Annotated in this window: 18 protein-coding genes; 8 read left to right on the top strand and 10 right to left on the bottom strand. The window is 67.4% G+C overall.

The genetic code is table 11. The annotated features are described in order from the left end of the window. Positions 1–5: 5 nt before the first annotated feature. Complete coding sequence (locus EPA99_RS05740) at positions 6–677, bottom strand: thermostable hemolysin (RefSeq protein ID WP_129470231.1); 672 nt, start codon at positions 675–677, stop codon at positions 6–8. A gap of 281 nt (positions 678–958) precedes the next feature. Next, a complete protein-coding gene (locus EPA99_RS05745; protein WP_164978571.1) occupies positions 959–2161 on the bottom strand; it encodes an FAD-dependent monooxygenase in 1203 nt (400 codons plus the stop codon). 300 nt (positions 2162–2461) lie between these two features. On the opposite strand from EPA99_RS05745, the gene EPA99_RS05750 reads away from it, so the two are divergent. The 3 genes from EPA99_RS05750 to EPA99_RS05760 all read left to right on the top strand — a co-directional run bounded on the left by EPA99_RS05750 (position 2462) and on the right by EPA99_RS05760 (position 3776). Further along, positions 2462–2809, top strand: coding sequence for a hypothetical protein (locus tag EPA99_RS05750; RefSeq protein WP_206733696.1), 348 nt, complete (start codon positions 2462–2464; stop codon positions 2807–2809). A 1-nt stretch (position 2810) separates the two neighbouring features. Beyond that, complete coding sequence (locus EPA99_RS18650; protein WP_164978572.1) at positions 2811–3218, top strand: histidine biosynthesis protein HisIE; 408 nt, start codon at positions 2811–2813, stop codon at positions 3216–3218. Positions 3219–3452: 234 nt separating this feature from the next. After that, on the top strand, positions 3453–3776 hold the full coding sequence (locus tag EPA99_RS05760; protein ID WP_129470234.1) for a hypothetical protein: 324 nt from the start codon (positions 3453–3455) through the stop codon (positions 3774–3776). A gap of 370 nt (positions 3777–4146) precedes the next feature. On the opposite strand, the gene EPA99_RS05765 is transcribed toward EPA99_RS05760, so the two are convergent. Further along, positions 4147–5730 carry a histidine kinase famiy protein gene (locus EPA99_RS05765; RefSeq protein ID WP_277751641.1) on the bottom strand — a complete coding sequence of 528 codons (1584 nt, stop codon included), beginning with the start codon at positions 5728–5730 and terminating at the stop codon, positions 4147–4149. Positions 5731–6005: 275 nt separating this feature from the next. Here EPA99_RS05765 and EPA99_RS05770 point away from each other — a divergent pair, with 275 nt between their 5' ends. After that, the gene (locus EPA99_RS05770) at positions 6006–7859 is read left to right on the top strand and encodes a glycoside hydrolase family 15 protein (protein WP_129470236.1); all 1854 of its coding nucleotides are present in this window, start codon (positions 6006–6008) and stop codon (positions 7857–7859) included. Positions 7860–8197: 338 nt separating this feature from the next. On the opposite strand, the gene EPA99_RS05775 is transcribed toward EPA99_RS05770, so the two are convergent. The 5 genes from EPA99_RS05775 to EPA99_RS05795 form a co-directional block, all read right to left on the bottom strand. Next, positions 8198–9001, bottom strand: a complete 804-nt coding sequence (locus EPA99_RS05775) for an SDR family NAD(P)-dependent oxidoreductase (protein ID WP_129470237.1) — start codon at positions 8999–9001, stop codon at positions 8198–8200. Between the two features lie 36 nt (positions 9002–9037). Beyond that, complete coding sequence (locus EPA99_RS05780; RefSeq protein ID WP_129470238.1) at positions 9038–10570, bottom strand: GMC oxidoreductase; 1533 nt, start codon at positions 10568–10570, stop codon at positions 9038–9040. Then, positions 10567–11928, bottom strand: coding sequence for an alpha/beta fold hydrolase (locus EPA99_RS05785; protein WP_129470239.1), 1362 nt, complete (start codon positions 11926–11928; stop codon positions 10567–10569). The genes EPA99_RS05780 and EPA99_RS05785 overlap by 4 nt, the downstream gene beginning before the upstream one ends. Before the next feature lie 193 nt (positions 11929–12121). Then, complete coding sequence (locus EPA99_RS05790) at positions 12122–12568, bottom strand: PA2169 family four-helix-bundle protein (protein ID WP_129470240.1); 447 nt, start codon at positions 12566–12568, stop codon at positions 12122–12124. A gap of 289 nt (positions 12569–12857) precedes the next feature. Continuing rightward, positions 12858–14219, bottom strand: coding sequence for a Gfo/Idh/MocA family protein (locus EPA99_RS05795; RefSeq protein WP_129470241.1), 1362 nt, complete (start codon positions 14217–14219; stop codon positions 12858–12860). A 519-nt stretch (positions 14220–14738) separates the two neighbouring features. Between EPA99_RS05795 and EPA99_RS05800 the strand changes: the two genes are divergently transcribed. From EPA99_RS05800 to EPA99_RS05815, 4 genes are all read left to right on the top strand, one after another. Further along, positions 14739–16946, top strand: coding sequence for a penicillin acylase family protein (locus tag EPA99_RS05800; protein ID WP_241688275.1), 2208 nt, complete (start codon positions 14739–14741; stop codon positions 16944–16946). Between the two features lie 180 nt (positions 16947–17126). Beyond that, a complete protein-coding gene (locus tag EPA99_RS05805; protein ID WP_129470243.1) occupies positions 17127–18566 on the top strand; it encodes a Wadjet anti-phage system protein JetA family protein in 1440 nt (479 codons plus the stop codon). Next, positions 18563–19222: a DUF4194 domain-containing protein gene (locus EPA99_RS05810; RefSeq protein ID WP_129470244.1), complete on the top strand. Its 660-nt coding sequence runs from the start codon at positions 18563–18565 to the stop codon at positions 19220–19222. The genes EPA99_RS05805 and EPA99_RS05810 overlap by 4 nt, the downstream gene beginning before the upstream one ends. Next, complete coding sequence (locus EPA99_RS05815; protein ID WP_129470245.1) at positions 19209–22640, top strand: SbcC/MukB-like Walker B domain-containing protein; 3432 nt, start codon at positions 19209–19211, stop codon at positions 22638–22640. Before EPA99_RS05810 ends, EPA99_RS05815 begins: the two co-directional genes overlap by 14 nt. Before the next feature lie 189 nt (positions 22641–22829). On the opposite strand, the gene EPA99_RS05820 is transcribed toward EPA99_RS05815, so the two are convergent. Both EPA99_RS05820 and EPA99_RS05825 read right to left on the bottom strand, forming a co-directional pair. Further along, positions 22830–23333, bottom strand: a complete 504-nt coding sequence (locus tag EPA99_RS05820) for a DUF411 domain-containing protein (RefSeq protein ID WP_206733697.1) — start codon at positions 23331–23333, stop codon at positions 22830–22832. Between the two features lie 51 nt (positions 23334–23384). Continuing rightward, a partial coding sequence (locus EPA99_RS05825) for a copper resistance protein B (RefSeq protein WP_164978584.1) occupies positions 23385–24286 on the bottom strand: 902 nt, incomplete at its 5' end.

Raw genomic sequence — 24286 nt, forward strand, 5'->3', positions numbered from 1 at the left:
GGTCGTCACGCACATGCCTCTGCTCCGACGCACCGATGCACCGGTTCGTCCACCGGTGCCGGCTGCGCGGCGCGGTTGCGAAGGAAGGCAATGCCCTGCGCGAGATCGCCACACATCACCCGCGGCTGGGTGTCGTAGTAGCTGCCCCAGTGCTGGCGCTGCTCGCCCACGCGCGCTGCCTGTGCGATGGCCAGTTCCACTGGCGCAAGATTCAGGCGATCGAAGGCGTTGCGCAGCTGCCGCGTGGCCACGAACGCCACCACGTCCATGCCACCGGTGCGCAACAGCCAGGCCAGCTGCACGATGAGCTCACGAGCGATTCCCGGCGTGCGCGTGGCGAAGTTGCCAACTTCGGCGATGCGCTCGCGTCTTGCTGTCGCACGCCCGGCGCGGGCCAGGGCCTGCTCGATGGGCTCGTCCAGATACCGCTCCAGGAACAATGGGCCGTCGCCGGCATAGCGCAGGCCGACGGCCGCCAGCAGCCTCCCTTCCACATCGTGGTAGGCCAGCAGATGCCGAGGAAACTGACTGAGCTGGGCACCAAAGCGCTCGTGGTAAATGCCCGCGATGAACGACTCCACCGCTGCGCGCTCAGGATGCCCTGGCAACAGACAGCGCGCCTGGGCGAAGCGACCGGGGACGGGCGCCAATGGGATGTGAGGGGATGGCTGGTTCATGGCCGGGCATGCTGGGCACGCTCGATTAAGGCTCAATTAGCCGCGTGTTAGCCGATTGTTAGAGATTCAGGAGAATCCCGTGAATCTCTCAAGAAGGGTGCTGAAACGAAGCAGAGACAGCGTCATCGCACCCAGGCGGCTTGGCGGTCACAACCCGCATGTCGCAACGTTTCACAAAGGGCGACAACGGCCGAGGGCACGGCTTGAGCGCGTGCGCTCGACCAGAAGCTCAACCGTTGTCGATCCCATCAGACGGGCATCGCCATCGCGCACAACGTGTGTCAGCCCACGCGTGTGCGCCCGGTGAGTTCGGGATAGGCAGGAAGCTCGGGCAGTCCGCTGCCGCCCGAGGCGAAGCGGGCGATCAGCGGGCGGACTGCCGGTGAGGCTGCGACCTTGAGCAAGGCATGCTGGATGCCGATGCCGGCACGCGATTGCGGCTGCAGGGCCTTGGGTCCCCAGGACGGAATGTCCTGGGCCTTGTCGACGAAGGGCCGCATGACGTCGTTGTATCGGTCCAGCGCCGCGGCGATATCACCGCCCTTGGCCAGCTCGCCGGCCAGCACATACGGGCCGATCAGGGCGAGCGTGGTGCCCGACCCCATGACCGCCCACGCGGCATCGCCGGTCATGACCACGCGCCCTTTGTTGAAGCGCGGCATCTTCACCAGCTCGATGGAGTGGAAGTAGAAATCGTCGGTGGCCCACAGGCCTTCAAGCACCCGCGGGGTTTCCCAGCCGGCGTCGGCGAAGCGCTCGGCGATCTTCTGCTTCTGCGCTTGCGGTTCGAGATCGTCCCAGCCGCTGGGCTGTTCCTGGATGGACAGCACCACGCGCGTGCGCCCCTGAGCATCCGGACGCAGGAACACGCTGCGACCGCCTGGTGCATTGAACCAGCGTGCGTCCTGGTGATCGTTCTGGCCCTTGGGGATGGAGAAGTAGGCACTGGACAGGCCGAAGGGTTCCAGCGTCGTGGACTGGCCCAGCACCAGCTCGCGGGTCCGGGAGCGCGCGCCTTCGGCGGCGACGACCAGATCGAAGCGCTCCTTCGCGCCGGAGTGGAAGCTGACCTCGACGCCGGCGCCATCGTCGTGCAACGTTTCGATCCAGTCGCCGTATCGATGTTCGACCCCATCGCCCGCCTCGTCGACGATGCTGGCCAGGTCGCCGCGGAGGATCTCCAGCTCCGCGGTGGGGCCTTCGCCACCGAACTCTTCTTGTCCAAAGCGGGCGATGACGGTGTTGTCCTCATCGACGAAGGTCCAGGCCTGTTCGGTGGTGTTGCGACCCTTGACCGCATCCAGCAGCCCCATGGCGGCAAGCGCATCACGCCCGGGGCCACGGACGTCGATGTTCTGTCCGCCTCGACGGAAGGCCTTGGCGCGTTCGAGGAGCACCACCTCCCAGCCGAGCTTGCGCATCCAGAATGCGAGTGCGGGGCCGGCGATGCTGGCGCCGGTGATCAGGATGCGCGGTGTGGTCATGCGGGCGTTGTGCTCGGGTGGCGTGGTGCGCGCATTGGAGCATGGTGCCGCAGGTGCATGGTTCACGCTGGCTGGACACGTGCGTGCCAGCCGTGTCCGGGAGGTCGACTCCTCCTTTGGTGCGTTGAGTGGCCGAACCGCACAAGGTGATCGGGTGCGCATCGCACGGCCGATCGACGCAGCGACACCGGGCGAACGCGACGCGAGGAAGTGGACCAACGCCGCCAGCACGCTTGCGCCTTTCACGCCATGTCGGCAGATCCGTTCGCAGACTCGCGGCTGGTCCCCAGGAGAGTCGGCATGGCCCGCTCCAGTCGTTACGACGCGATCGATTTCACTCCGCCCAAGGGTGCAGCGCAGGCGGCCAGCCGCGGCCTGAAGCTACGCGAGGCACATGGAAAGGGCGGCACTGCCGTGGGCGTGGCCCGTGCGCGCGATCTCGCCGCGCAGACCACCCTGTCGCCGGCCACCGTGCGGCGCATGGTGTCCTATTTCGCCCGGCACGAGGTCGACAAGCAGGGCAAGGGCTGGGCCAACCGAAGCGATCCATCTGCGGGCTACATCGCCTGGCAGCTCTGGGGCGGCGACGCCGGCAAACGCTGGGCCGAGCGGCTCGATCAACGCATGCGCAAGGCAGAGGAGAAGTAAGATGGCGACTACGAAGAAAGCAACCAAAGCGCCCTGGAAGAAGCCCAGCCCCGCGAAGAAGTCGACGGCCAAGAAGCTGTCCAGCGGGCAGAAGTCGCAAGCCAAAGCCAGGGCGAAGAAGGCCGGCCGGCCCTACCCGAACCTGGTGGACAACATGGCGGTGGCCAAGAAGTCCGCGAAGAAGACGACCAAGAAGGCTGCGAAGAAGACCGCCAAGAAGGCGACCAAGAAGAGGGTCAAGAAAGCAGCGAAGAAGGTGACCAAGCGGGCTGCAAAGAAGACGACCCAAAAGGTGGCCAAAAAAGCGACCAAGAAGTCGACCAAAAAGGCAGCCAAGAAGTCGGCCAAGACATCAGCAAAGAAGACGACGAGAAAGTCAGCCCCGCGCAGCAAGGCGAACAAGGCCTAGTCTATTGCTGCCTGTTTCAGAGAAAGCATGGTCAGGACCCCCTCATATCGCCACGGTGCTCATCCGCCGAGCCTCGGCCGGGCGCGTTGACAGCGGCCCGCGCCGCTTTCCCGTTCGAACGTAGGGAGGGTCGCTGATCGTATGTGATCAGCGACCCTCCGATTTCTCGAAGTGCAACTCCGTGGCACTGCATTGCTCACACCGTGCAGATGCGGGCCATGCGTAACTACCGGCATGAATACCTCAACCTCACCTCTCGAAATTCTTGGGCCCGAACACGGGGATTGGCAGGGCTGGCCGGCCGGTGCGAAGACAATCTTCGAAGCCGTCAGCGCCAGGCAGGCCGAGCTGTGGAACCTGGAGGGCAGCCCCACCCCAGCACCGTCGACGTTGATGGGCACGCTGGATGAGGTCATGCACGCCGCCAGCAGGACCGAGTTGGCGCAGACGCTGGAACAGGCAGATCCGCAGATCCTGACCCGGCTCAACGCGGCGCTTCGGGAGCATCAGCTGCGCGTGGGGATGCTGTCCTCGAAGTATCTCGATACTGCGATTTGAACAAGGGCGGGCGGCGCTACAAAGCCGCTGAAAGCTCAACTTAGCCGATGACAACTTGTGGAAGCGGCTTCAGCCGCGAAGGGCCTTCCCATGAAAGCTCCTTCGCGGCTGAAGCCGCTCCCACATTAGTTTCTGTCGCATTAGTAGCTCTCCCATGGGCTGCTCGCGAATCGGTTGTTGCCACATGGGCTACGCCAGGACGGGTTGCTCTTACCTAAAGAGCTAGCCCTTAAGTCGTTTCTAGGTGGCCCTCGCTAGACTGCCTGCTCGCACTCAGTCCGCTTCGAGGCGAGTTGGCCAAAGACTCCTCGTGTCGAGCCGACCATTGCGCAGCCGGTGGCGCGATCCCGCGCCCCGGCTCTGACACGGCTCATCCCACACCAGTGGGCCCATTCAAGACCACCCTCACCTTCCTCAGCAGCTGCGCCGTGGTGTAGGGCTTGTTCAAGACATCGAACTCGTTGCCGCCGGCATCGGTGCGCTCGAGGCTCGCCTCGGCATATCCGGTGGTCAGCAGGATCTTGATCTTCGGCATCCGCCGACGGACTTCGCGCGCCAGGACCACGCCGTTCATGCCGCCTGGCATGATCAGGTCGGTGAACAGCAGGTTGAATTGCCCCCCCTCTTCGATCGCCGCCAGCGCCGCCTTGCCGTTGTTGACGGTGACCGTGTCGTAGCCGGCATTGCCCAGCAGCATCTCCACCAATGCGGCCACGTCCTCGCGGTCCTCAACGATCAACACACGCTCGGAGCCCCCCTGGTCCATCACTCGCTTGCTCGGCGCCACACGACTGGCGACGTCATCCGTTGCCGGGAAATACAGGCAGACCCGGGTGCCCTGGTCCTCCTTGGAGTGGATGCGCACCGTACCGCCGGACTGCTTGGCGAAGCCATAGACCATCGACAGCCCCAGGCCGGTGCCCTTGCCTTCTTCCTTGGTGGTGAAGAAGGGGTCCAGCACCCGGCCCTGCACTTCCTGCGACATGCCGTGCCCGTTGTCGGCCACACACACCATGACGAAGCGTCCGGGGGGCAGCTGGTCGTAATGCGTGGGCGAAGACTCGCTAACGTCCACGTTCTTGGTGGTCAGCGTCACCTGGCGGTCTTCCCGGCCTTGCAAGGCGTCGCGTGCGTTGATCAGCAGGTTGAGCAAGGCCACCTCCGCCTGGGTCGGATCGACCTTGCAGTTCCACAGGCCCTCGGCCAGGTCGGTCTTCAGGGCCACATCGCCCCCCAGCGTCTTGCCCGCCATTTCCACCATCGAGGACACCAGGCCGTTGAGGTTGAGCGTGCGCCCTTCCAGCTTCTGTCGGCGCGAGAAGGCCAGCAGCTGCTGGGTGAGCGTGGCGGCCTTGCCTGCGGCGGCGTGGGCATTGGTGGCGGCGCGATGGATCAGCGGCGAGCCGCTGGCCTCCTCGCCCGAAGCGCTCAGGATGACCTCCAGGTAGCCGGACATGACCTGCAGCAGGTTGTTGAAATCGTGCGCGATGCCGCCGGTCAGCTGGCCCAGCGCCTCCATCTTCTGCGCCTGGCGCAACGAATCCTCGGCATCGCGGCGGCGCGAGACATCCAGCTGCGAACCGAAGAAATAGACCAGCTCGCCCTTCTCGTTGAAGACCGGCGAGACGAACAGCGCATTCCAGAACGAGGAGCCGTCCTTTCGGTAGTTCAGCACCTCCACCGCGGCGTCGCGGTGCTCGTGGATGGCTTCCCTGACCTCGGCGATGGCATCGCGGTTGGTCTCCGGGCCCTGCAGGAAGCGGCAGTTGCGTCCCACCAGCTCGTCCAGCGCATAGCCGGTCATTTCGATGAAGGCGCGGTTGGCGAAGATGATCGGATTATCCGGCTGATGCGGGTCGGTGATGATCATCGGCATGCGCGTGGTCTGCACCGCGCTGAAGAAGATGTCCGACCGGTTCATGTCGAGACTGTCTTGATACGCCGCGTTGCGAATGGCGGGCGGCTGGAAACCTCGGGTCTGGTCGCTCGTCACGGCGGGTCCTGGTCAATGGGCGCGGCCATTGTGCTGGGTGCGAGTCCAAGTTCCACCCACGCCGTATTCACACCGGCGGCTGGCCGCTTCCTCCAGCGATGGACACGCGAGAACGAGCGCCCCTTCACGACCTCTGGCCTGTCCGTTGCTAGCTTGAGAGCACAGCGCCGGACGTGGCATCGCGCATGCCGAAACGCACGTCCGCCCTTCTTCCGTCGAACCAAGGCCAGGCAATCATGGGACATCACGCAAGCTCGGCCACCGGCCAGTGCGAGACGGCAGAGCGGCGCGACGGTGTCCTGCCGATCGAGCATTACGGCGCCCTGGGCGAGGGACGCTCGGTGGCGCTGTCCGGACTGGACGGGGCGATCGACTGGTGGTGCGCGCCGAACATGGACAGCCCGCCGCTATTCGATCGACTGCTCGATGCGGAACAGGGTGGCTACTTCTCGATCCGTCCCACCGAGCCTTTTCGGATGCAGCGCCGTTACCGGCGCGACAGCAACGTACTGGAGACGGTGTTCATCACCGACCACGCCCGCGCGGTCCTGGTCGAATCCCTCAATAGCGGCAACGCGGGCCGCTTGCCGTGGTCCGAACTTGCGCGCCGCATCGAGGGCCTGGAGGGCCGGATGCGGTTTGAGATCGTCATGAAGCCCAGTTCACGGGCGCTGACCGCCAACCCGTACTACTCGACCGTAGGCCGACACAAGGTCTTCCACGTACAGCGCCTGCTCGGCCTGATCATCCACAGCGATTCGATCCGGTGCGAGTGGACCGATGCCTGCGTCCATGGACGGGTCACGGTGGAAACCGGCGAGCGCGCCACCATCGCCCTGGTCGTCGGCGAGGACGAGCCGCTGGTCGCGCCGAGCATCGAGGAGATCGATGGCCGCATCGACCTGACCGACCGCGAATGGCGCGCCTGGAGCAAGAACGTGAAGTTCGCAGGCGAGCAGCGCTCGGCCTTCGTGCGCAGCGCCCTGGCCTTAAAGCTGCTGCTGTACTCCCCTTCCGGCGCCATCGCCGCCGCGGCGACGACCTCGCTGCCTGAGCGGATCGGCGGCCGCAAGAACTTCGACTACCGCTATGCCTGGGTCCGCGACGCGGGCTATACCATCCAGGCGTTTCTCGCCGCGGGGCTGGAAGCCGAATCCAAGGCGGCCTTCACCTGGCTGATCAAGCAGCTGCGACGCCACGGCAGCCGGGTCGTGTTCACGCTGGACGGCGAGCTGGTGCCGCAGGTGGAGGTCAGACGCGTGCAGGGCTACCGCGGCTCCCAGCCGGTGGTACACGGCAACCTGGCCGGCGAGCAACACCAGCACGGCATCTACGGGGACATCTTCGAAACCGCCTGGTGCTTCGTCGGTCACGGCAACATCCTGGACAGCGCCAGCGCCGAGCTGCTCTCGCGCATCGCCGATGAGTGCGCCGAGCGCTGGCGGTTGCCGGACTCGGGCATCTGGGAGCTCGAGCAGCTGCGCCATTACACGATGTCCAAGATCAGCTGCTGGCAGGCCCTGAACCGCGCGGTGCAATTGGCCGACGAGGGACAGCTGCCGACCACCTGCCGTGACCGCTGGGGCCGCGAGCGCGATCGCATCCGCGCATGGATCGAGGCCGAATGCTGGTCCGAATCCAAGCAGGCCTTCGTCATGTATCCCGGCAGCGACCTGCTGGACGCATCGGTGGCCCTGGCGGTGCGCTTCGATTTCGATGGACGGGATCATCTGCGCAAGACGGTCGAGGCGATCGACCGCGAGCTTGGCGCAGGGCCGTTCCATTACCGGTATTCGGGCATGCAGGACGAGGAGGGCTGCTTCCTCGCCTGCTCCTACTGGATGGCCGAGGCGGTCGCGCGCCTGGGAGACGTCGAGGAGTCGCGGCGCCGGCTCGACCGCCTGCATCGCTCGCTCGAGCATTGCAATGGCGTGCTGAGCGAGATGGTCGATCCGCACACGCAGGCGTTCCTGGGCAACACCCCGCAAGGCCTGAGCCATCTGGCCCACATCATGGCGATGGCCACGCTGACTGAGCAGACCTCATGCGATAGCAGTGCACCAGACAGCGGTCGCCACCAGCAGCGATGAAGGCTGATCCCGACGGACCTTGCCGCCAGCCTCCGTAGCGATCCCTGGGATAAAAAAGTAGAAACTAGTGGGAGCGGCTTCAGCCGCGAAGAAGCTTTACCGAGAAAGCCATTCGCGGCTGAAGTCGCTCCCACAGGATAACTTGCAAACTACCCAATCGTGGCGCAGACCCGCTATCTGAAATGCGCAATGGGCGACACGGGAAAGGTCAGGGCATTGAAGCGACTGACAGAGGATCTCGCAAGCGAACACGAACGACCGCTCAAAGTCTCCAATCGGTTATTCCTCCCCTCGCCCGCTCACGCAGGCGAGGGCATTTCGATTCGTCCGCGCCGGGACTAGCCCGAAATCGTGAACACCGAGCCCGAATCCACCCGTATTCCCGCGCCATTGATGAAGCTGGCGCGCTCCGAGCACAGGAAGGCGACAGCGGCTGCGACCTCCTCGGGCCTGCCGCGACGCTTGAGCGTCATGCCCGGGCGCTCCTCATCCAGGAACGTGTCCACGGCTTGCTCGAAGCTCATGCCCTTCTTCTTGGCGCGTTTTTCCATCATGGCGTCGGTCATCGGTGTATGGATGAAGGCGGGCGAGACCGTATTGACCAGCACGTTGTCGCCGCCGTAGGCCTTGGACAGTCCCTTGGCCAGGCTCAGGATACCGGCCTTGGAAGCGCAGTACGGCAGTTCGTCCACGTAGGGCTGCACCGCGTCCTCCGAGGCGAACATCACGATGCGGCCCCAGCCCTGGCGCCTCATCGCGGGGATGGCCTGCCGGCACATGCGCACCGCGCCCATCAGATTGATGTCCAGTGTCTCCAGCCAGCCCTGGTCGGAGACCTCCAGGAAGTCGCCGGTCGCGCCGGTGACGCCGGCGGCGTTGACGTAGATGTCCGGGTCCCCGAGCTGCTGGCGCACCTCGGCCCAGATGCGCTGGACGTCCTCATCGCAAGTGACGTCGCCGCTGACCGCGATCACCTGGCCCAGCCCGGAAAGTTCCTCCAGCGCCTGCGGCAGGGTGCGGTCCGGCAGGTCGGTGATGGCCACGCGCACGCCCGCCTGCAACAGCAGCCTGGCGGTCTCCTTGCCCATTCCGGAATCGGCGCCGCTGATGAGCGCGATTTTGCCGTCGATGCCAAGGTCCATGTCTTTCTCCTTCGAAGTTGATCGAGCTGAAAGCCGCTATGCCGCAGCGGCGAGGAAGCGTTCTGCCGTGCGCAATCCCAAGGCCATCTGGGTCAGGGCCGGGTTGGCGGCCAGCGCGCTGGGAAAGGTGGAGTTGTCGCAGATGTAGAGGTTGTCGATGTCGAAGCTGCGGCCACTGTGGTCGACCACCGCATGGCGCGGGTCGCTGCCCATGCGGCAGGTGCCCAGCGTGTGCGCCGAGCGCGCCACTGTGAAGATCTCGCGCGCGCCGGCCGCCTCCCAGATACGTGTCAGGGTGCGCTGTGCATGTGCGTCCAGTGCGCGCTCGTTGGCGTTGTAGGTGAAGTTGACCACCGCCTTGCGCATTCCGAAGGCGTCGCGCTCATCGCTCAGCAGCAGCCGGTTGTTGTCCGCGGGCAGGCACTCGCCATTGATGCCGATGCCGGCCAGCTGGTTGTAGTCACGTAGCCTGGCCACCAGCGGCGCGCCCCACAGGCCGGCGCCGCGCACCAGGCTATTGGCCAGCGTCACCGGCTGGACACCCAGGCTCTGTACCAGGTAGCCCCCTTTGAAGTCGGCATCGGCCGGCCGCAGCAGGTCCTCGGTCATCAACGAGGACGGGTAGCCGCGATTCATGCGCATTTGCGCGTCGAAACGCCCCCAGACCTGCGTGGCCACGTGCGCCATGAAGTTGCGCCCGACCTGTCCGCTGCTGTTGGCAAGGCCCAGGTTGAGCAACAGGCGCGGGGTTTCGATGCCGCCCGCACAGAGGAACAGCGCCCCGCAGGCCTGGTGGTGCACGCGGCTGCCGATCCGGTACAGCACCGCATCGATGCGTCCGTGGCGATCGCGCTCCACGTCCACCATCCTGGCACCCGCGAGAATCCTGGCGCCATGGGCGCGCGCCATCGGGATCCAGGTGTTGTCCGAGCCGGACTTGCAGGCGTTGAAGCAGCCCTGGTGGCAGGCGCCGCAGTTGGCGCAGGCGCCGCGCACGCCCAGGTGAGGCTGCTGGCGTTCCTCGGTCACCAGCGCGGCCGGCGCATCGGTGGCGGTCAGGCCAAGCGCCGCGCAGCCGCGCGCCATGGCCTGTGCCGGCGCGTTGCGTTTGGCAGGCCCATAGCCATGACGCCGGCCTGGGTCCCAGGGATAATGCTGCGGACCGGACACGCCGATGGTCTCTTCGACCTGCTGGATGTAGCCCTGCAATTCCTCGTGGGCGATCGGCCAGTCCTCGCCGACGCCGGACTCGGTTTTCAGCCGCAAGTCGCGTGAATCGGGCCTGGGGCAGAAGGCGCCCCAATGCAGTGTGGAGCCACCTACCCCAGTGCCGGAGTTGTTTGGCCCGAACGCGGTCGGGGTGTCGCCGCCGCTGAGGCGCTCCTCCATCCAATAGAGGTTGGTTTCCAGCTCGTCGGGCAGGTGATCGGCCGGTGTGAGTGCCGCACCGGCTTCCAGCACCAGAACCGACAGCCCCGCCCTTGCCAGGCGCGCGGCCACGGGGCCGCCGCCGGCACCGCTGCCCACCACCACGGCATCCACGCGCCCTGCACTGTTGGCCTCGCTCATGCTCGGTGGCCTCTCAGTTGCCAGGCCTCGGACTGGTCCTGCCCGACCTGGTCGTAGCCGCGGGCGATGCCGCCCTCCACCGACACGGAGAAGCCGTCATAGCCCATGGCCGCCATCGTGGCCGGCAAGCTGGTCCACACGCGGGCGATCTGCGCGCATGCATCCTGAAACCACAGGCGCAATTGGTTGCCGCTGAGGGGGCTGTCGCCGGGCAGGTCCGCCGTGCCGTCCTGCACCGACTTGAGCAAGGCGATCTGCGCCTGCGGCGGCAGTGCGCAGAAGTCCCCTGCCAGCGTCTGCAGGCACGCCAGGGCCTGCATCCAGGCCTGCCCGTCCGGCGGCAGTTCGGCGAAACGCCAGCCGTCGCCTTCGCCGGCGGCCAGTCCGATATCGATGCGTCGGGCCAGCTCCTGCCCGCGCGCCGGCTCATCGACCACGCGCGCGGCGATGGCCGCCAGTACCGCCAAGGCGCCGGCGTCCAACGCACCCGGCGCCTGCACATCCGGCGGCAGGTTGCGCGCGATCAGGCGTGCACGCATGCGCGGGTCGGTGCGTGCTGCGTTGAGCACGCCAAGGAATTCGCCAGGAAGCGCGCGGGTGAACGCGCTGGCGGCCAAACGGTTGATCAGGGCTGCGACCTCCTGCGGCCGTTCGAGCGGCAGCAGGTGCGCGGCCTGCGCAAGCGTGGTCACAGCGCCGGCCAACGGGTAATGCGGCAGGTTCAATTCGGCTTGCGCAGATGCCCCCAGGTCGCCATCGCACTGGCCGGCCACCACGCAGGCCGGATAAGGCAAGGCGCCAACATGCGTGGACAGATCCTGCTTGCTGCCCGTCTCCAGCCAGGCGCGCCAGGCGGCGGGATCGCTTCGCATCACATCGGCCACGGCGCGCTCGAACTGGGCATCCCCCAGCCTGCCGGCGACGTTGTCGGACACGAAGGTGGCCGCATGCGTGCGGCTGATGGACTCACCCTGCACCCATCCCAGCATCGTGCGGCGACGCTCCGGATCCATCGGCTCGGGTGCCGGCGGAGAGCCGGCCAGCAGTACCACGCCGGCAAGACCGGCCAGGCCCACCGCGCCGCGGCTGGCTCGCCAGGCCGTCGCGGTGGCGATCTTGCCGCCCATGCTATGGCCCACCACGATCCAGGTGACCGGATCGACCCGTCGCACCGTATCGCAGAACCAGTCGGTCAGCGCCGTCGTATCGGTACGCCCATCCAGCGCTTGTGCGCCGAAGCCCGGAAGATCCAGCGGCATGCAGGTATAGCGGCCATCGATGTGCTCTACCACCTCGCTCCAAGCGTCTGCGCTGGCGCCCAGGGCGTGTAGAAAGAAAATGGTTGGCCTTTGGTGCATTTGCGCTCGATCCAGACAGTGTCTCGCCCCACGCGCGCAGGACAGCGCCACCCGTCACCGCGCCGACGCTGCGGCGGGCATGGGATGGCAGAACAGCGGCATGCGGGAGGAACAGCGCACCCAGCGACCGCTGGGCGCAGAAGAGAGAAAAGGCCGCTCGACCGGCCTCTTCTATTTCATCAAACGGAAGCGATTACTTCATCGCGTGCTTGCGCTCACGCATGATGCTGTGGGTCTCCTGGACCTTGGGCAGCAGCGCGAGCACCTGCTCCTTGGCCGCAGCCGACAACTCGGACTCGGCCGAGGCTTCCTTGAAGGCCTTGAGCAGACGATCTTCGGATTCCTCCAGCTCAGCGACGTAGCCATACTGGGTGTCGCCCAGGGCCGCGCGCACCTTGCCATAGAACTCCTGCATCGACCCTACCACCGTGCCGTGCTCAGCCGGCTTCTCGCCCGAGGCCACCACCACTGCGCTCAACTTGGCGACGATCTCGTCCTTGGTGGTCGCAATGCGGCGGAACAGCGCCGACAGTTCCGCGTCCTCCACCTTACCGGCGGCCTCGGTGTAGAAATCGCTGCCGTCGCGTGCAATCTGGATCAGATCATTGACCGTGCCCGCCGTTTTCTTCTCGATGCTCATGTGCGCTCCTGGAGTGAGCGCGCATCATCTGCAGCTTTCGTGCAACGGCACGTGATAGCGGGATCGTTGTCACGTGAAATGGCGGCCGATGCTGTGAAGGGCGTGTTTGGGCCTCACTTCCCGCTAACGCGCGTTGCGGATCCCGAGGAACGAGTGCAGAGGAACGAGGAACGAGTGTTTGACAGCTCGCACCTCCGGCTTTCACTCGTTTCTCGTTCCTCTCCGCTCGTTCCTCGATCCAAGGCCACATACCCACCCGCGCTACAGCCTGCACGCTCCCACTACTCACTCACCACGCCTGCCCCAGCGCAAAGTCCGGCTTGCGCTGCCTCCACGCCCCCGCAGTAAAGTCGGGGAATGGCAGCGTCTTGTAGTCCTCGGCGATGGATTGCTCGGAGAGCGGCGTGATCGCGCTCCAGGCCACCGCGTCGTAGACGTCGATGGGCATCGGCGCCTGCACCTTCAAGGCCTCGATGAAGGCGTGGATCACGAACCAGTCCATGCCGCCGTGGCCGGCGCCCGCCGCCTGCGCGGCATAGCGCTTCCACAGCGGGTGGTCGTACCGGTCCAGATAAGGCTGCGCGTCCTGCCATGCATGAGGCGGGCTGACGCCTTCGATATGGATGGAATCGTTCACGTCCATCCACAGGCCGCGCGTGCCCTGCACGCGAAAGCCCAGGGAATAAGGCCGCGGCAGCGAGGTGTCGTGCTGCAGCAGGATGGTCTCCCCGTTCTCGCAGCGCAGCGTCGTGGTGACCACGTCGCCCAGCTTGAAGCCGACCTTGGCATTGGGATGCTGCGGCCCGCCCTTGGGGTGCTGGACGATGTAGTCGTGCAGCCCCCGCGCCTTGGTCGAGAACGCATTGAGATGGGTGAAGCGGTTGCCGCGGTGGATATTGGCGTACATGGCGCAGGGGCCGATGCCATGGCTGGGATACAGCTCGCCGTTGCGGTCGATCGAATGCTGGGTGCGCCACTGCGCCTCGGAAAAGCCCTTGTCGCCGTACTCGACGCCGCTGCCGTAAGGCGCATCGGGGCTGCCCGAATTCAATTTGACCCCGCGCAAATCGTGCTGGTAGCCGGCCTGCAGATGGATCAACTCCCCGAACAACCCGGCCCGCACCATCTGCAGCACCGCCAGCACATCGCGCCGGTAGCAGACGTTCTCCAGCAGCATATAGGGCGTGCCGCTGCGCTGCTGGGCGTGCAGCACGTCCCAATGGTCCTGCAGGGTGATGCCGGCCACCACCTCGCAGCCCACCGCGATCCTGGCCTGCATGGCGGCGATGGCCATCGGCGCGTGGTACTCCCAGGGCGTGCAGATGAAGACCGCATCGATGCCGCCCCCATCGATCAATCGCTTCCACGCGCCGGTATCGCCGTCGCCGCCATACACGTGCGGCCTGCGGCGCCCTGCATCGGCGATGATTCGCAGCGTCTTGTCCAGCATCACCCGCTGCGTGTCGGCGATGGCCACCAGCTCAACATCGTCGCGACTGAGCAGCGGCCCCAGCTGCGACTGCCCGCGCAGGCCGGTGCCGATCATGGCCACCCGCAGCACATCGCTGCGCCTGGCGCGGGCGGCCCGCAGCGGCAGGCTGGCCAGGATGCCGCCGGCCGAGGCCGTGGCGAGGAAATCGCGTCGCTTCATTTGAGGACCTCTCGATGATGGCACCGCAATGGGCGCTGCGGGGCTGCGCACGCAGCACGATGGGGGGAACAACGTTGTGGGAGCGGCTTGTGCAAGCGGCATTGTGGGAGCGCCCCATCTGGGAGCGGCTTCAGCCGCGAAGAGGCTTTACCGGCAAAGCCCATCGCGGCAGAAGCCGCTCCCACAAAGCTGCCCTCAACAGGCTGCGCCCATGAGCAGCTCCCACAAGGCCGCTTCCATAGGACAGCGCCACCTTCCGCAGCTCGACCACTGCCAACATCCCACGAGCTGACCGCCGGCAGCACTGACCCTATCGATTCTTAAACATCCAACCTGCCCTGTCATGGCAGCCCGCACCATCGGCGTCGCGCGGACGCGTCGTCGCCACACGCATCTCCCCGACCTACCCGCCTTGACCAGGAAGCGGACGCACCCCGCGCTGTAGCATGCAGGCGCCCCTTCTTCCGTGTGACAGACATGCCCCGACACCCCGCACCGCGCCAGTCAGCGCATCGCTTCATGAAGCGGCTTGCAGGCCATCTCGCGCCGCTGCTGTGCGCGCTTGCCCTGCTGCCCCTGACCGCCACTGCGGCGTCCACCGAAGCCGAACAGCAGCGCTGGCAGCAGCAGGCCCAGCGCGTGCAGATCACCCGCGATACCTGGGGCATCGCCCACGTCCACGGGCGCAGCGACGCCGATGCGGTGTTCGGCATGATCTACGCGCAGGCCGAGGACGACTTCAACCGCATCGAGACCAACTACCTGGTCAACCTGGGCCGGCTGGCCGAGGTCGAGGGGGAAGGCCAGCTGTGGCAGGACTTGCGCCAGCGTCTGTACTACGACCCGGTGCAGCTGCAGGCCGACTACGCCGCCAGCCCGGCCTGGCTCAAGACGTTGATGAACGCCTGGGCCGATGGCCTGAACTACTACCTGGCCACCCACCCGCAAGTCACCCCGCGCCTGCTCACCCGCTTCGAGCCGTGGATGGCGCTGAGCTTCAGCGAAGGCAGCATTGGTGGGGACATCGAGCGCATCGCGCTGACCCAGCTGCAGGCGTTTTACGAACGCAAGCCGGTGGCCATGACCCTGCTGGAGCGCGAACCGCAGCTCAGGATGCCCGGCGGCTCCAACGGCATCGCCATTGCGCCTTCGCACAGCGCCGATGGCCGCGCCCTGCTGCTGATCAACCCCCACACCAGCTACTTCTTCCGCTCAGAGCTGCAGATGCGCAGCGACGAAGGCCTGGACACCTACGGCGCGGTGACCTGGGGACAGTTCTTCGTCTACCAGGGCTTCAACCGCCACGCCGGATGGATGCACACCAGCAGCGGCGTGGACAACGTGGACGAGTTCGTCGTGGAAACGGCGACCACGCCCGAGGGCAAGCCCGGCTATCGCTACGGCGGCCAGGTGCGTGCGCTGCAGGAGAAGCGCATCACCCTGGCCTACCGCGGCGCCGATGGCGCCCGTGCCGAACGCAGCTTCACCACCTGGGCCACCCACCACGGCCCCATCGTGCGCGCACAGGACCAGACCCACTGGGTGGCGTTCTCAATGATGTATCGCCCAGTGCAGGCGCTGCAGCAGTCCTTCCTTCGCACCAAGGCCGCCAACCTGGCCGAGTTCATGAAGACCGCGGGCCTGCAGGCCAACTCGTCCAACGACACCCTGTATGCTGATGCCGAAGGCAACACCGCCTACCTGCACCCGCAGTACGTGCCGGTGCGCCATGCCCGCGTGGACTACCGCAAGCCGGTGGACGGCAGCGACCCGGCCACCGACCTGGATGGCCTGCATGCGCTGGACACGCTGCCGCAGGTGATCAACCCGCGCAACGGCTGGGTGTTCAACGCCAACAACTGGCCCTGGAGCGCCGCGGGCGCCGACAGCCCCAACGCCAACGACTTCCCGCGCTACATGGACCAGGCCGGCGAGAACGCCCGCGCCCCGCACGCCATCGCGGTGCTGCAGGCACGCCCCAGCTTCACCCCGCAGCAGCTGATCCAGGCCGCCTATGACCCCTGGCTGCCGGCCTTCGACACCTTGCTGCCCCTGCTGCGCCACGACTACGCCGCGCTGCCCGAGGGCGATCCGCGCAAGGCCAGCCTGTCCGGGCCGATAGCCTCCCTGGCCGCCTGGGACCACCGTTGGGGACTGGACTCGGTGCCGACCACGCTGGCGGTGACCTGGGCCGATGCCCTGCTCAAGGAAGTCACGCCGCTGGCGCGCGAGCGCGACCGCGGCGGTGTCGATGCGATGGCCACCCTGGCCACGCCCGACCAGCGTCTGGCGGTGCTGCAGGCGGTGGTCGACCAGTTGCAGCGCGACTTCGGCCGCTGGCAGGTGCCGTGGGGCGAGATCAACCGCTACCAGCGCAACGACGGCGCCATCGTGCAGCGCTTCGACGACGCCAGGCCCAGCCTGCCGGTGCCCTTCACCACCTCGCGCTGGGGCTCGTTGGCCAGTGCCGAGTCGCGCACCTACCCCGGCACCCGGCTGCGCTACACCACCTCGGGCAACAGCTTCGTGGCGGTGGTGGCCTTCGGCAAGGACGGCCCGCAGGCCTGGGCGGTCAGCGTCGGCGGCGAAAGCAGCGACCCGTCCTCCCCGCACTTCGCCGACCAGGCCCCGCTGCACACCACCGGCAGGCTGCGCCCGGTGTGGTTCGAGCAGGCCGATGTCCAGGCCCATGCGGAGCGGAGCTACCACCCTGGCGGCAGCCGCTGACCGAAGGCGCGGCGGCGGCCGGTTATCATGACCGGCGGCGCGGCCTGGAGGCCGCGCCATCGACCCAGGCAGCGGTATCGCAGCTGCCTTCCCGCCAGACCCAGGATCCACGCACCGCCCATGCCGTCGTCGTTGCCGCACCTCTCATCTTCGATGCCAATCGCGGCCGGACGCCGCTAGATGGCCGACGATCCGCGCGACATCCCGGCCCTGTTCTCGCAGGTGCCGGACGGGCTGTTCGGCCCGCTGGCCTCGCCCAACCGGCGCCACCACTGGCGGCTGCTGTACCAGCTGTACCAGGACCGCTTCGGCCCTGACGCGCCGCTGCCGCCCAGCGTGGGCTTCCTGCGCAGGGAGATCGTGGCCGACCTGGAGCGTTTCCTGCTGACCGACGACCCCTGGGAGGCGGAGGAAGGCGAGGCCCCGGAAGCCTCGCTGCCGGCGCGGGCCAACGCCCTGTACGAGCGCTTCCGCACCGCCGGCTGGCTGCGCCAGGAGCGCATCGGCGCGCGCGAGATGGTGTCCATGCCGCCGATGGTCGCGCGCCTGCTGGGCATGCTGACCGAGTTCATCGAGCGCGGCCCGGCCTTCCTGGGCGCCAAGGTCAAGTCCATCGAGCTGCAGCTGCAGCAGGTGGTGGCCGGCCACGCCGAGGGCGACACCCTGGACGAGGCCGCCGACCAGGCCCGCCAGCTGCTCTCCTTCGTGGCCGCCACCAGCGTGCAGGTGCGCGAGGTGATGACCGAGCTGGCCCGCGAGGAATCCACCGCCAGCTTCGCCCGTGCCCTGTTCGAGCGTTATGTCAGCAAGCTGTTCGTGGGCGACTACGCCGACCTGCACAGCGCCGACCATCCCCTGGCCCGCCGCGCCAGCATCCTGGCGATGGTCCACGAGATCGCCCACAGCCAGATCCGCGACCGCCTGCGCGACTGGTACCGGCAGCGCCTGACCGACGGCGACGAGGCGCGCGCCGAACTGCGCCTGCAGCGGGCCTTGCGCCGGCTGGAGGAGATCGACCGCATCGACGAGTACCTGGACCGGCTGGAAGCGGACATCCGCCTGGCCAACCGGCGTGCGGTGGCCTTTCTCGACTATCGGCTGCGCGCGCCGGACAAGCTCGACGTCCTCGTCGACCGCGCCATCCGCGCCGTGCTGGCCGCGCCCGAAGGCGTGCTGCGCCTGCCGGTCGCACCGGGCGGCCTGCTGCACGAAGGCCGGCTGCGCCCGCCGCGCCAGCTGAGCGCGCAGATCGAGCGCAGCGCCAATCCCGAACGCATCGCCACGCCCGAGCAGCTCGCGCGCATGTCGCTGCTGCGTCAGATGAAGCGCGCGCGCCTGGTGCTGCCCGAGGACCTGCAACGCTATGTCGGCAAGCACCTGCAGGCCGGCAGCGTGGACAGCGCCGCGCTGCCGATTCAGACCATCGCCGACCTGCGCGCGTTCCAGACCCTGCTCACGCTCGGCATCCGCGGCGGCAAGGCCGGCGTGCTGCGCCCGGGCGACCCGCTGCGCAACATGCTCAAGGGCTTTCGCGTGGAACTGCTGCCCGACACCCGCACGGACAACGGCCACCTGGCCGTGCCCCGTTTCATCGTCCATCGCCAAGGCAAAGCCGCATGAAGCGCTCCTGGTCCACCCTGAGCCAGCAATCCAATGGGCTCTACCAGCCTGCCGACTTCGAACAGGCCGCTTACCGGCTGATCACCGAGCAGGTGCTCTACAGCAGCGACCGCGGCTCGCGCGTGGCGTACGCGCTGGTGGAGAGCTACCTGGCCGATTTCGCCGAGGCGCTCAAGCCCTTCGGTGTGCAGCTGGAGCGCAACCCGCATCATCGCTACGTCGTGGCCCTGCCCATGCATGGCGCCGGTGCCGTGGTGACCCTGGCCGAGACCCTGCTGGCGCTGGTGCTGCGCCGGCTCTACGACCAGGGCATGCGCCGCGGCGAGGTGGCCGACCACGGCGAGGTGATGGTGGAACTGGCTGACCTGCAGGAGCACTACCAGGGCCTGACCGGCCGCGCCCTGCCCGACGTGGGCACCCTGCGCACCCTGCTGGGCCAGCTCAAGCGCTGGGGCATTGCCCGCACCGAGGACACCGACGCCGAGGACCCGCAGCCGTTCACCGTGCTGATCCGCCCGGCCATCGTCGAGGTGCTGGGCGAACAATGGCTGCAGCGCCTGGACCAGCATGCCGTGGACGAGCTGGACATGGACGCTAGCGCCGAAGCCGCCGGCGACGACGATCGCGTAGAAGGAAACCCCGATGTATCTGCTTGAACGCGCCCACCTGGTTCAGTTCTTCCTGTTCGACGCCACCACCCTGGAGTTCGACCGCACCACCGCGATCATCGCGCCCAACGGCGCGGGCAAGAGCGCGATCCTGGATGCGCTGCAGATCGTCATGCTCGGCGCCGATGGCGGCCAGCTGCATTTCAACGCCCAGGCCGGCGGCAAGCACCGCGCGCGCAGCATCCGCGACTACTGCCTGGGCATCTTCCGCGAGGGCGAGGACGGACGTGCGCGCGAGACCGCCACCACGTATCTGAGCCTGGTCTTCCGCGACAGCCAGAGCGGCACGGCGCTGACCGCCGGCATCGCCCTGGGCGCCTCCCTGCGCGAGCCGGACCATCGCGTGCATGGCTGGTACCTGCTGCCGGAGGTGGCGCTTACGCTGGATGCGCACCTGGAACGCGGCGCCAACGGCCAGCAGGTCCCGCTGGCGTGGCCGGCCTTCAAGAGCATGGCCAATGCCGCCTGCAAGCAGGCCGGTGGCAGCCTGGTGCTGCCCGCCGCGCCAGGCCGCTTCGTCGACGACCTGCTCAAGCGCCTGCGCCCGGGCACGGCGTATGCCGATCCGGTGGCCTATCGCAAGTCCTTCCAGAACGCGCTGAACCTGCAGCGCGTGGATGATGTGGACCTGTTTGTGCGCACGCGCATCGCCGAGGACCGGCCCACCGACATCGCCAAGTTCCGCACCCTGATGGAGGGCTTCGGCCAGATCAAGGAGACCATCGATGAGGTGGTGGCGCGCATCGGCACGGCCGAGGAAGTCGAACACGCCTACAAGGCCGTGGCCCGTCACGCCGTTCGGGCCGCATCCTATCGCGCCTTGAGCGCCACGTATTTGGTCGAGCGCCATGGCGAGGAGGAGTACGAGGCCGAGCAGGAACTGGAAGCGGCGCGCGAGGCGGCCGAAGCCTGCCAGCGCGAGATCCAGCGCCTGACCTCCGAGCGCCACCGCGCCGGCCAGGACCTGGAAGCGGCCGCGCAACGCCTGCAACAGATGCCCGGTTATGGCCAGCAGGCGGCCTGGGGCACGGCCCTGCGCCAGAGCGAAGCGGCGGTGACCCACACCGCGCGCCAGCTGGAGGGCGAGATCAAGCGCGTGCAGGGCGCGCTGACCGGCATTGGCCGCATCCCCGCGCTGGAGGCCCATCACCCCCAGCTGCAGGACGCGCTTTCGCCGTGGCTGGCGCTGCAGTCCGCGCTGCAGGCACGCGCGGACGACGCCGCGCTGCCCGACCCGGCTGAAACCCTGCGCGGCGTGGCCCATGACAGCCTGTCCTCGCTGGCGCCCCTGCACCAGGCCGTGACCGGCCAACTGCAATCGCTGCGCAACCAGCTGGGCGAGGCGCAGCAGGCCGAGCGCACCGCGCGCAACAACCAGCAGCGCGCCAGCGCCGGCAAGGCCGAGCTGCATCCGGACGTCAGCCGCCTGCGCGACTACCTGGCCGATGCCGGCATCGAGGCCACGCCGGTGTGCGACCTGGTGCGGATCGTCGATCCGGACTGGCAGCCGGCCGTCGAGGCCTATCTGCGGCGCCATGTCGAGGCGCTGCTGATCGCGCCGGACCAGGAAGAGGACGCCATGCGCGTCTATCGCAGCCTGCGTGGACCGCAGGCGGTGTACGGCGTGAAGCTGGCGCTGGCCTCGCAGGCTCGTCGCGCCCGCGTCAGCACGGCGCGCGACAGCGTGGCCGTGCTGGTGGAGGGCGACAACGCCGATGCGGTGGACTACCTGCGCATGCAGCTGGGCGAGCTCAAGCGCGTGAGCACCGAGAAGGAGGCCATCGCCACCCGCTCGGCGCTGACCCAGGACGGCTTCCTCACCAAGGGCGGCAGCATCGAGCGCCGGCGCCTGCCCGGCAGCGACGAGCTCAAGATCGGCGCGGCCGAATCGCGCGAGCGCCGCCAGCGCATCGACCGCGAGCTGCAGCGCTACGGCACCGATGCCCGCCGCCTCAAGCAGGAGCTGGATGCGCTGGAGCAGCACACCGCCGCCTTCAGCGCGCTGCGTCAGGCCGATGCGGTGGCCGACCGACTCCACGCCCTGGCCCTGCAGCTGGAGGAAACCACCGCCGACCTGCGCCGGCAGCGGATGGAGCATGCCGCCGATGCCTCACCGGACCTGATGCACCTGAGCCAGCGTCGCGATGAATGCCAGGGGCGGCTCTCCGCCTTGGAGGCGGCCATCGGCAAGGCCAACCAGGCCATCGGCGCGGCCGCGGCACGCCAGCAGGGCGCGGACAAGGCCCTGGCCAACGTGCAGGCCCGCGCGCAGCTGATCCACGAGGAAGCGCGCCAGGCCAGCCGTCATCCCGATGCCGACCCGCACGTGGTCGACGAGGCCCGGCAGGAACTGGACGAGGCCCACGAGACCCTGGAAGCGCGCATCGCCCAGTGCGAGAAGCGCGCCCAGACCGCGCGCGACCGGCTTGCTTCCGCCCTGCCCCAGGCCTGGGCCGGGCTGACCACCTATGCGGCGCACTATCACCTGCGCCTGGAGCTGAGCAGCGACCAGTGGCGCGAATCGGCGACCCTGGTCGATGGCGAACTCAAGCGGCTGCGCGAGACCGAACTGGTCGAGCACCAGGCCCGTGCCGAGGAGGCCTACCGCATCGCGGTCAACACCTTCCGCACCAATGTGGCCTCCACCCTGTACGACAACTTCACCCGCCTCAGGCAGCAGATCAACGCCCTCAACGCCACGCTGCGCCGCAGCCCGGTGTTCTCCAACAACGAGCGCTACCAGTTCCGCCACGAGATCGTGCCGGAACTGAAGGAACTACATGCCTTCATCCTGCGCGTGGGCGATGTCGGCAGCGAGGACACGCTGTTCGGAAACGTGGGCGAGCTGCCGGCGGTGTTCCGCGACATCATCGACGGCGGCGCCGAGTCGCGTGGGCGCACCGGCCCTTCACCGTTGGACGACTACCGCCTGTTCTATCGCTTCGAGGTCATCATCAAGCAGGACGAGCGCGAGGTCGGCACGCTGAGCAAGCGCATGAAGTCCGGCTCCGGCGGCGAACACCGCGCACCGCTGTACGTGATCGCCGGCGCCTCGCTGGCCTCGGCCTACGGCAAGAAGGTCACCGACAGCAGCGGGCTGGGCGTGATCCTGCTGGACGAGTTCGGCGACAAGATCGACGCCCAGAACGCCCGCGCCATCACCGACTACCTGCGCTCGCTGGGCCTGCAGCTGATCCTGGCCGCGCCTGACACCGCGCAAGGCACGCTGACCGGCGTGCTGGACAGCTACATCGAACTGTTCCGCGACGACAGCTACCTGAACGTCAATCGCGTGGAGATCAGCGCCCGCGGGCGCGAACTGCTGGAAAGCGACCAGTTCGTCCTGCACCCGGAGCTGCTGGAAGCCGAGGTGGCCAGGATCATCGCCGAGGAAAAGCCGGCGTGAGTCGGCCGATCCAACAGATGCAGCGTTAGTGGGAAGAGCTCCAGTGGGAGCGGCTCTTGAGCAAATGAATTCTGTAGGAGCGGCTTTTGTGGGAGCGGCTTCAGCCGCGAAGAGGCTCTACCGGCAAAGCCCTTCCCGGCTAGTGGCCCGAGGCCACCTAGAGCCGCTCCCACAGGTCCCCACTCACCGTCATCGCGCGAAAGGCTTGGTCCCGCCATCTCCGGCAAGCAGCTCGACCGTGTAGGCGTCCACGCGCCCATCCGGCGCTTCCATCCCCGGCGAGCCGATGGGCATCCCAGGCAATACCAGACCACGCGCCTTGGGCCTGGCGGCCAGCAGGTGCTTGATGTGTTCGGCCGGCACGTGGCCCTCCACCACATAGCCCCCGATCTCGGCGGTGTGGCAGGACTGCTTCGACGATGGCACACCCAAGCGTTGCTTGACTGCGGCCATGTCCGTTTCGTCCTTCGCGGTGACCTTGAACCCGGCCTGCTGCAGATGCCTGATCCAGCCATTGCAGCAGCCACAGTTCGGATCCTTGTGTACCACCACTTCCGGCAGCGACGTGGTGGCTTCGGCGGCCGAGTGTGCGGCATGGCCGTCATGGCCACGATGGACATGCGCGCCTGGCGCTTGAGCGAAAGCCCCCAGCGGCATGGCGGTCACGATCAACAACATCCAGGTCTTTTGCATCTTGCTTTCTCCTGTTGGGCGGAGGCCTTCTTCGCAGCGCTCCGCTGATGGTCAGAACCACACCCGCACGCCTGCGACCCAACGGGTCTGGCGCGCCCGCTCGCCGGCCACTTCGCGCAGCTCGGCGGTACGACCGAAACTGCGCTCATGCACGATGCCCACGTAAGGGGCGAAGCGACGCTTGAACTCATACCGCAGCCGTAAGCCCGCTTCGGCGGTGCTGATGCCCGAGGCGACACCACGCCTGGCATCATCCCTGGCCTGCAGGCTGAGCTCCACCGCAGGCTGCAGGATCAGGCGATTGGTCAGCAGCACGTCGTACTCGGCCTCCAGCCGCGCCTCGGCCTGGCCCGCTTTGCCAAGATACACCGTGGCCTGCACCTCGAAGCGGTAAGGCGCCAGGCCCATGACGCCGAGGGCCAGCCAGTCCTGCGCAGGACCGGGCGCGGTGTCATGGCGCAGCCCGGCCACCACGTCCCACCAGCGCGACACGCTGCGCCCGTAGAGCAGTTCGACATCGGCCGACGCCAGGCGCCCGCCAGTGCGCTCGCCCATGCTGCGCACCCACAGGCGATCCAGGTCGGTGCCGATCCAGCCCTGCGCTTCCCACGCAAGGCCGGTGCCTGGCGCGGCGTCCCAAGCCTCCAGCCGGTCCAGCAGGACGTAACGGTTCACGCCATCGTCGTGCATGGCATGCGGATGCGCCGGCGCCACCGCGGCCGCGCGATCGGCATCGGTCAACACCGGGATCGGCGTCCGCGGCAAGGCTCGGCCGCCGTGGTCCCTCTGCGAGTGGTCCATCTGCGAGTGGTCCATCTGCGAGTGGTCCATCTGCGAGTGGTCCATCTGCGAGTGGTCCATCTGCGAGTGGTCCATCTGCGAGTGGTCCATCTGCGAGTGGTCCATCTGCGAGTGGTCCATCTGCGAGTGGTCCATCTGCGAGTGGTCCATCT

The organism is Pseudoxanthomonas composti (assembly GCF_004122095.1).
In the GTDB taxonomy this organism is placed as follows: domain Bacteria; phylum Pseudomonadota; class Gammaproteobacteria; order Xanthomonadales; family Xanthomonadaceae; genus Pseudoxanthomonas_A; species Pseudoxanthomonas_A composti.

Excerpts from the sequence above, each read along its gene's own strand:
- EPA99_RS05775 (WP_129470237.1), bottom strand. The coding sequence starts at position 9,001 with ATGGACCTTGGCATCGACGGCAAAATCGCGCTCATCAGCGGCGCCGAT.
- EPA99_RS05795 (WP_129470241.1), bottom strand. The coding sequence starts at position 14,219 with ATGAAGCGACGCGATTTCCTCGCCACGGCCTCGGCCGGCGGCATCCTG.
- EPA99_RS05740 (WP_129470231.1), bottom strand. The coding sequence starts at position 677 with ATGAACCAGCCATCCCCTCACATCCCATTGGCGCCCGTCCCCGGTCGC.
- EPA99_RS05760 (WP_129470234.1), top strand. The coding sequence starts at position 3,453 with ATGAATACCTCAACCTCACCTCTCGAAATTCTTGGGCCCGAACACGGG.
- EPA99_RS05770 (WP_129470236.1), top strand. The coding sequence starts at position 6,006 with ATGGGACATCACGCAAGCTCGGCCACCGGCCAGTGCGAGACGGCAGAG.
- EPA99_RS05785 (WP_129470239.1), bottom strand. The coding sequence starts at position 11,928 with ATGCACCAAAGGCCAACCATTTTCTTTCTACACGCCCTGGGCGCCAGC.
- EPA99_RS05805 (WP_129470243.1), top strand. The coding sequence starts at position 17,127 with ATGGCCGACGATCCGCGCGACATCCCGGCCCTGTTCTCGCAGGTGCCG.
- EPA99_RS05780 (WP_129470238.1), bottom strand. The coding sequence starts at position 10,570 with ATGAGCGAGGCCAACAGTGCAGGGCGCGTGGATGCCGTGGTGGTGGGC.
- EPA99_RS05745 (WP_164978571.1), bottom strand. The coding sequence starts at position 2,161 with ATGACCACACCGCGCATCCTGATCACCGGCGCCAGCATCGCCGGCCCC.
- EPA99_RS05810 (WP_129470244.1), top strand. The coding sequence starts at position 18,563 with ATGAAGCGCTCCTGGTCCACCCTGAGCCAGCAATCCAATGGGCTCTAC.
- EPA99_RS05750 (WP_206733696.1), top strand. The coding sequence starts at position 2,462 with ATGGCCCGCTCCAGTCGTTACGACGCGATCGATTTCACTCCGCCCAAG.
- EPA99_RS18650 (WP_164978572.1), top strand. The coding sequence starts at position 2,811 with ATGGCGACTACGAAGAAAGCAACCAAAGCGCCCTGGAAGAAGCCCAGC.
- EPA99_RS05790 (WP_129470240.1), bottom strand. The coding sequence starts at position 12,568 with ATGAGCATCGAGAAGAAAACGGCGGGCACGGTCAATGATCTGATCCAG.
- EPA99_RS05820 (WP_206733697.1), bottom strand. The coding sequence starts at position 23,333 with ATGCAAAAGACCTGGATGTTGTTGATCGTGACCGCCATGCCGCTGGGG.
- EPA99_RS05815 (WP_129470245.1), top strand. The coding sequence starts at position 19,209 with ATGTATCTGCTTGAACGCGCCCACCTGGTTCAGTTCTTCCTGTTCGAC.
- EPA99_RS05800 (WP_241688275.1), top strand. The coding sequence starts at position 14,739 with ATGAAGCGGCTTGCAGGCCATCTCGCGCCGCTGCTGTGCGCGCTTGCC.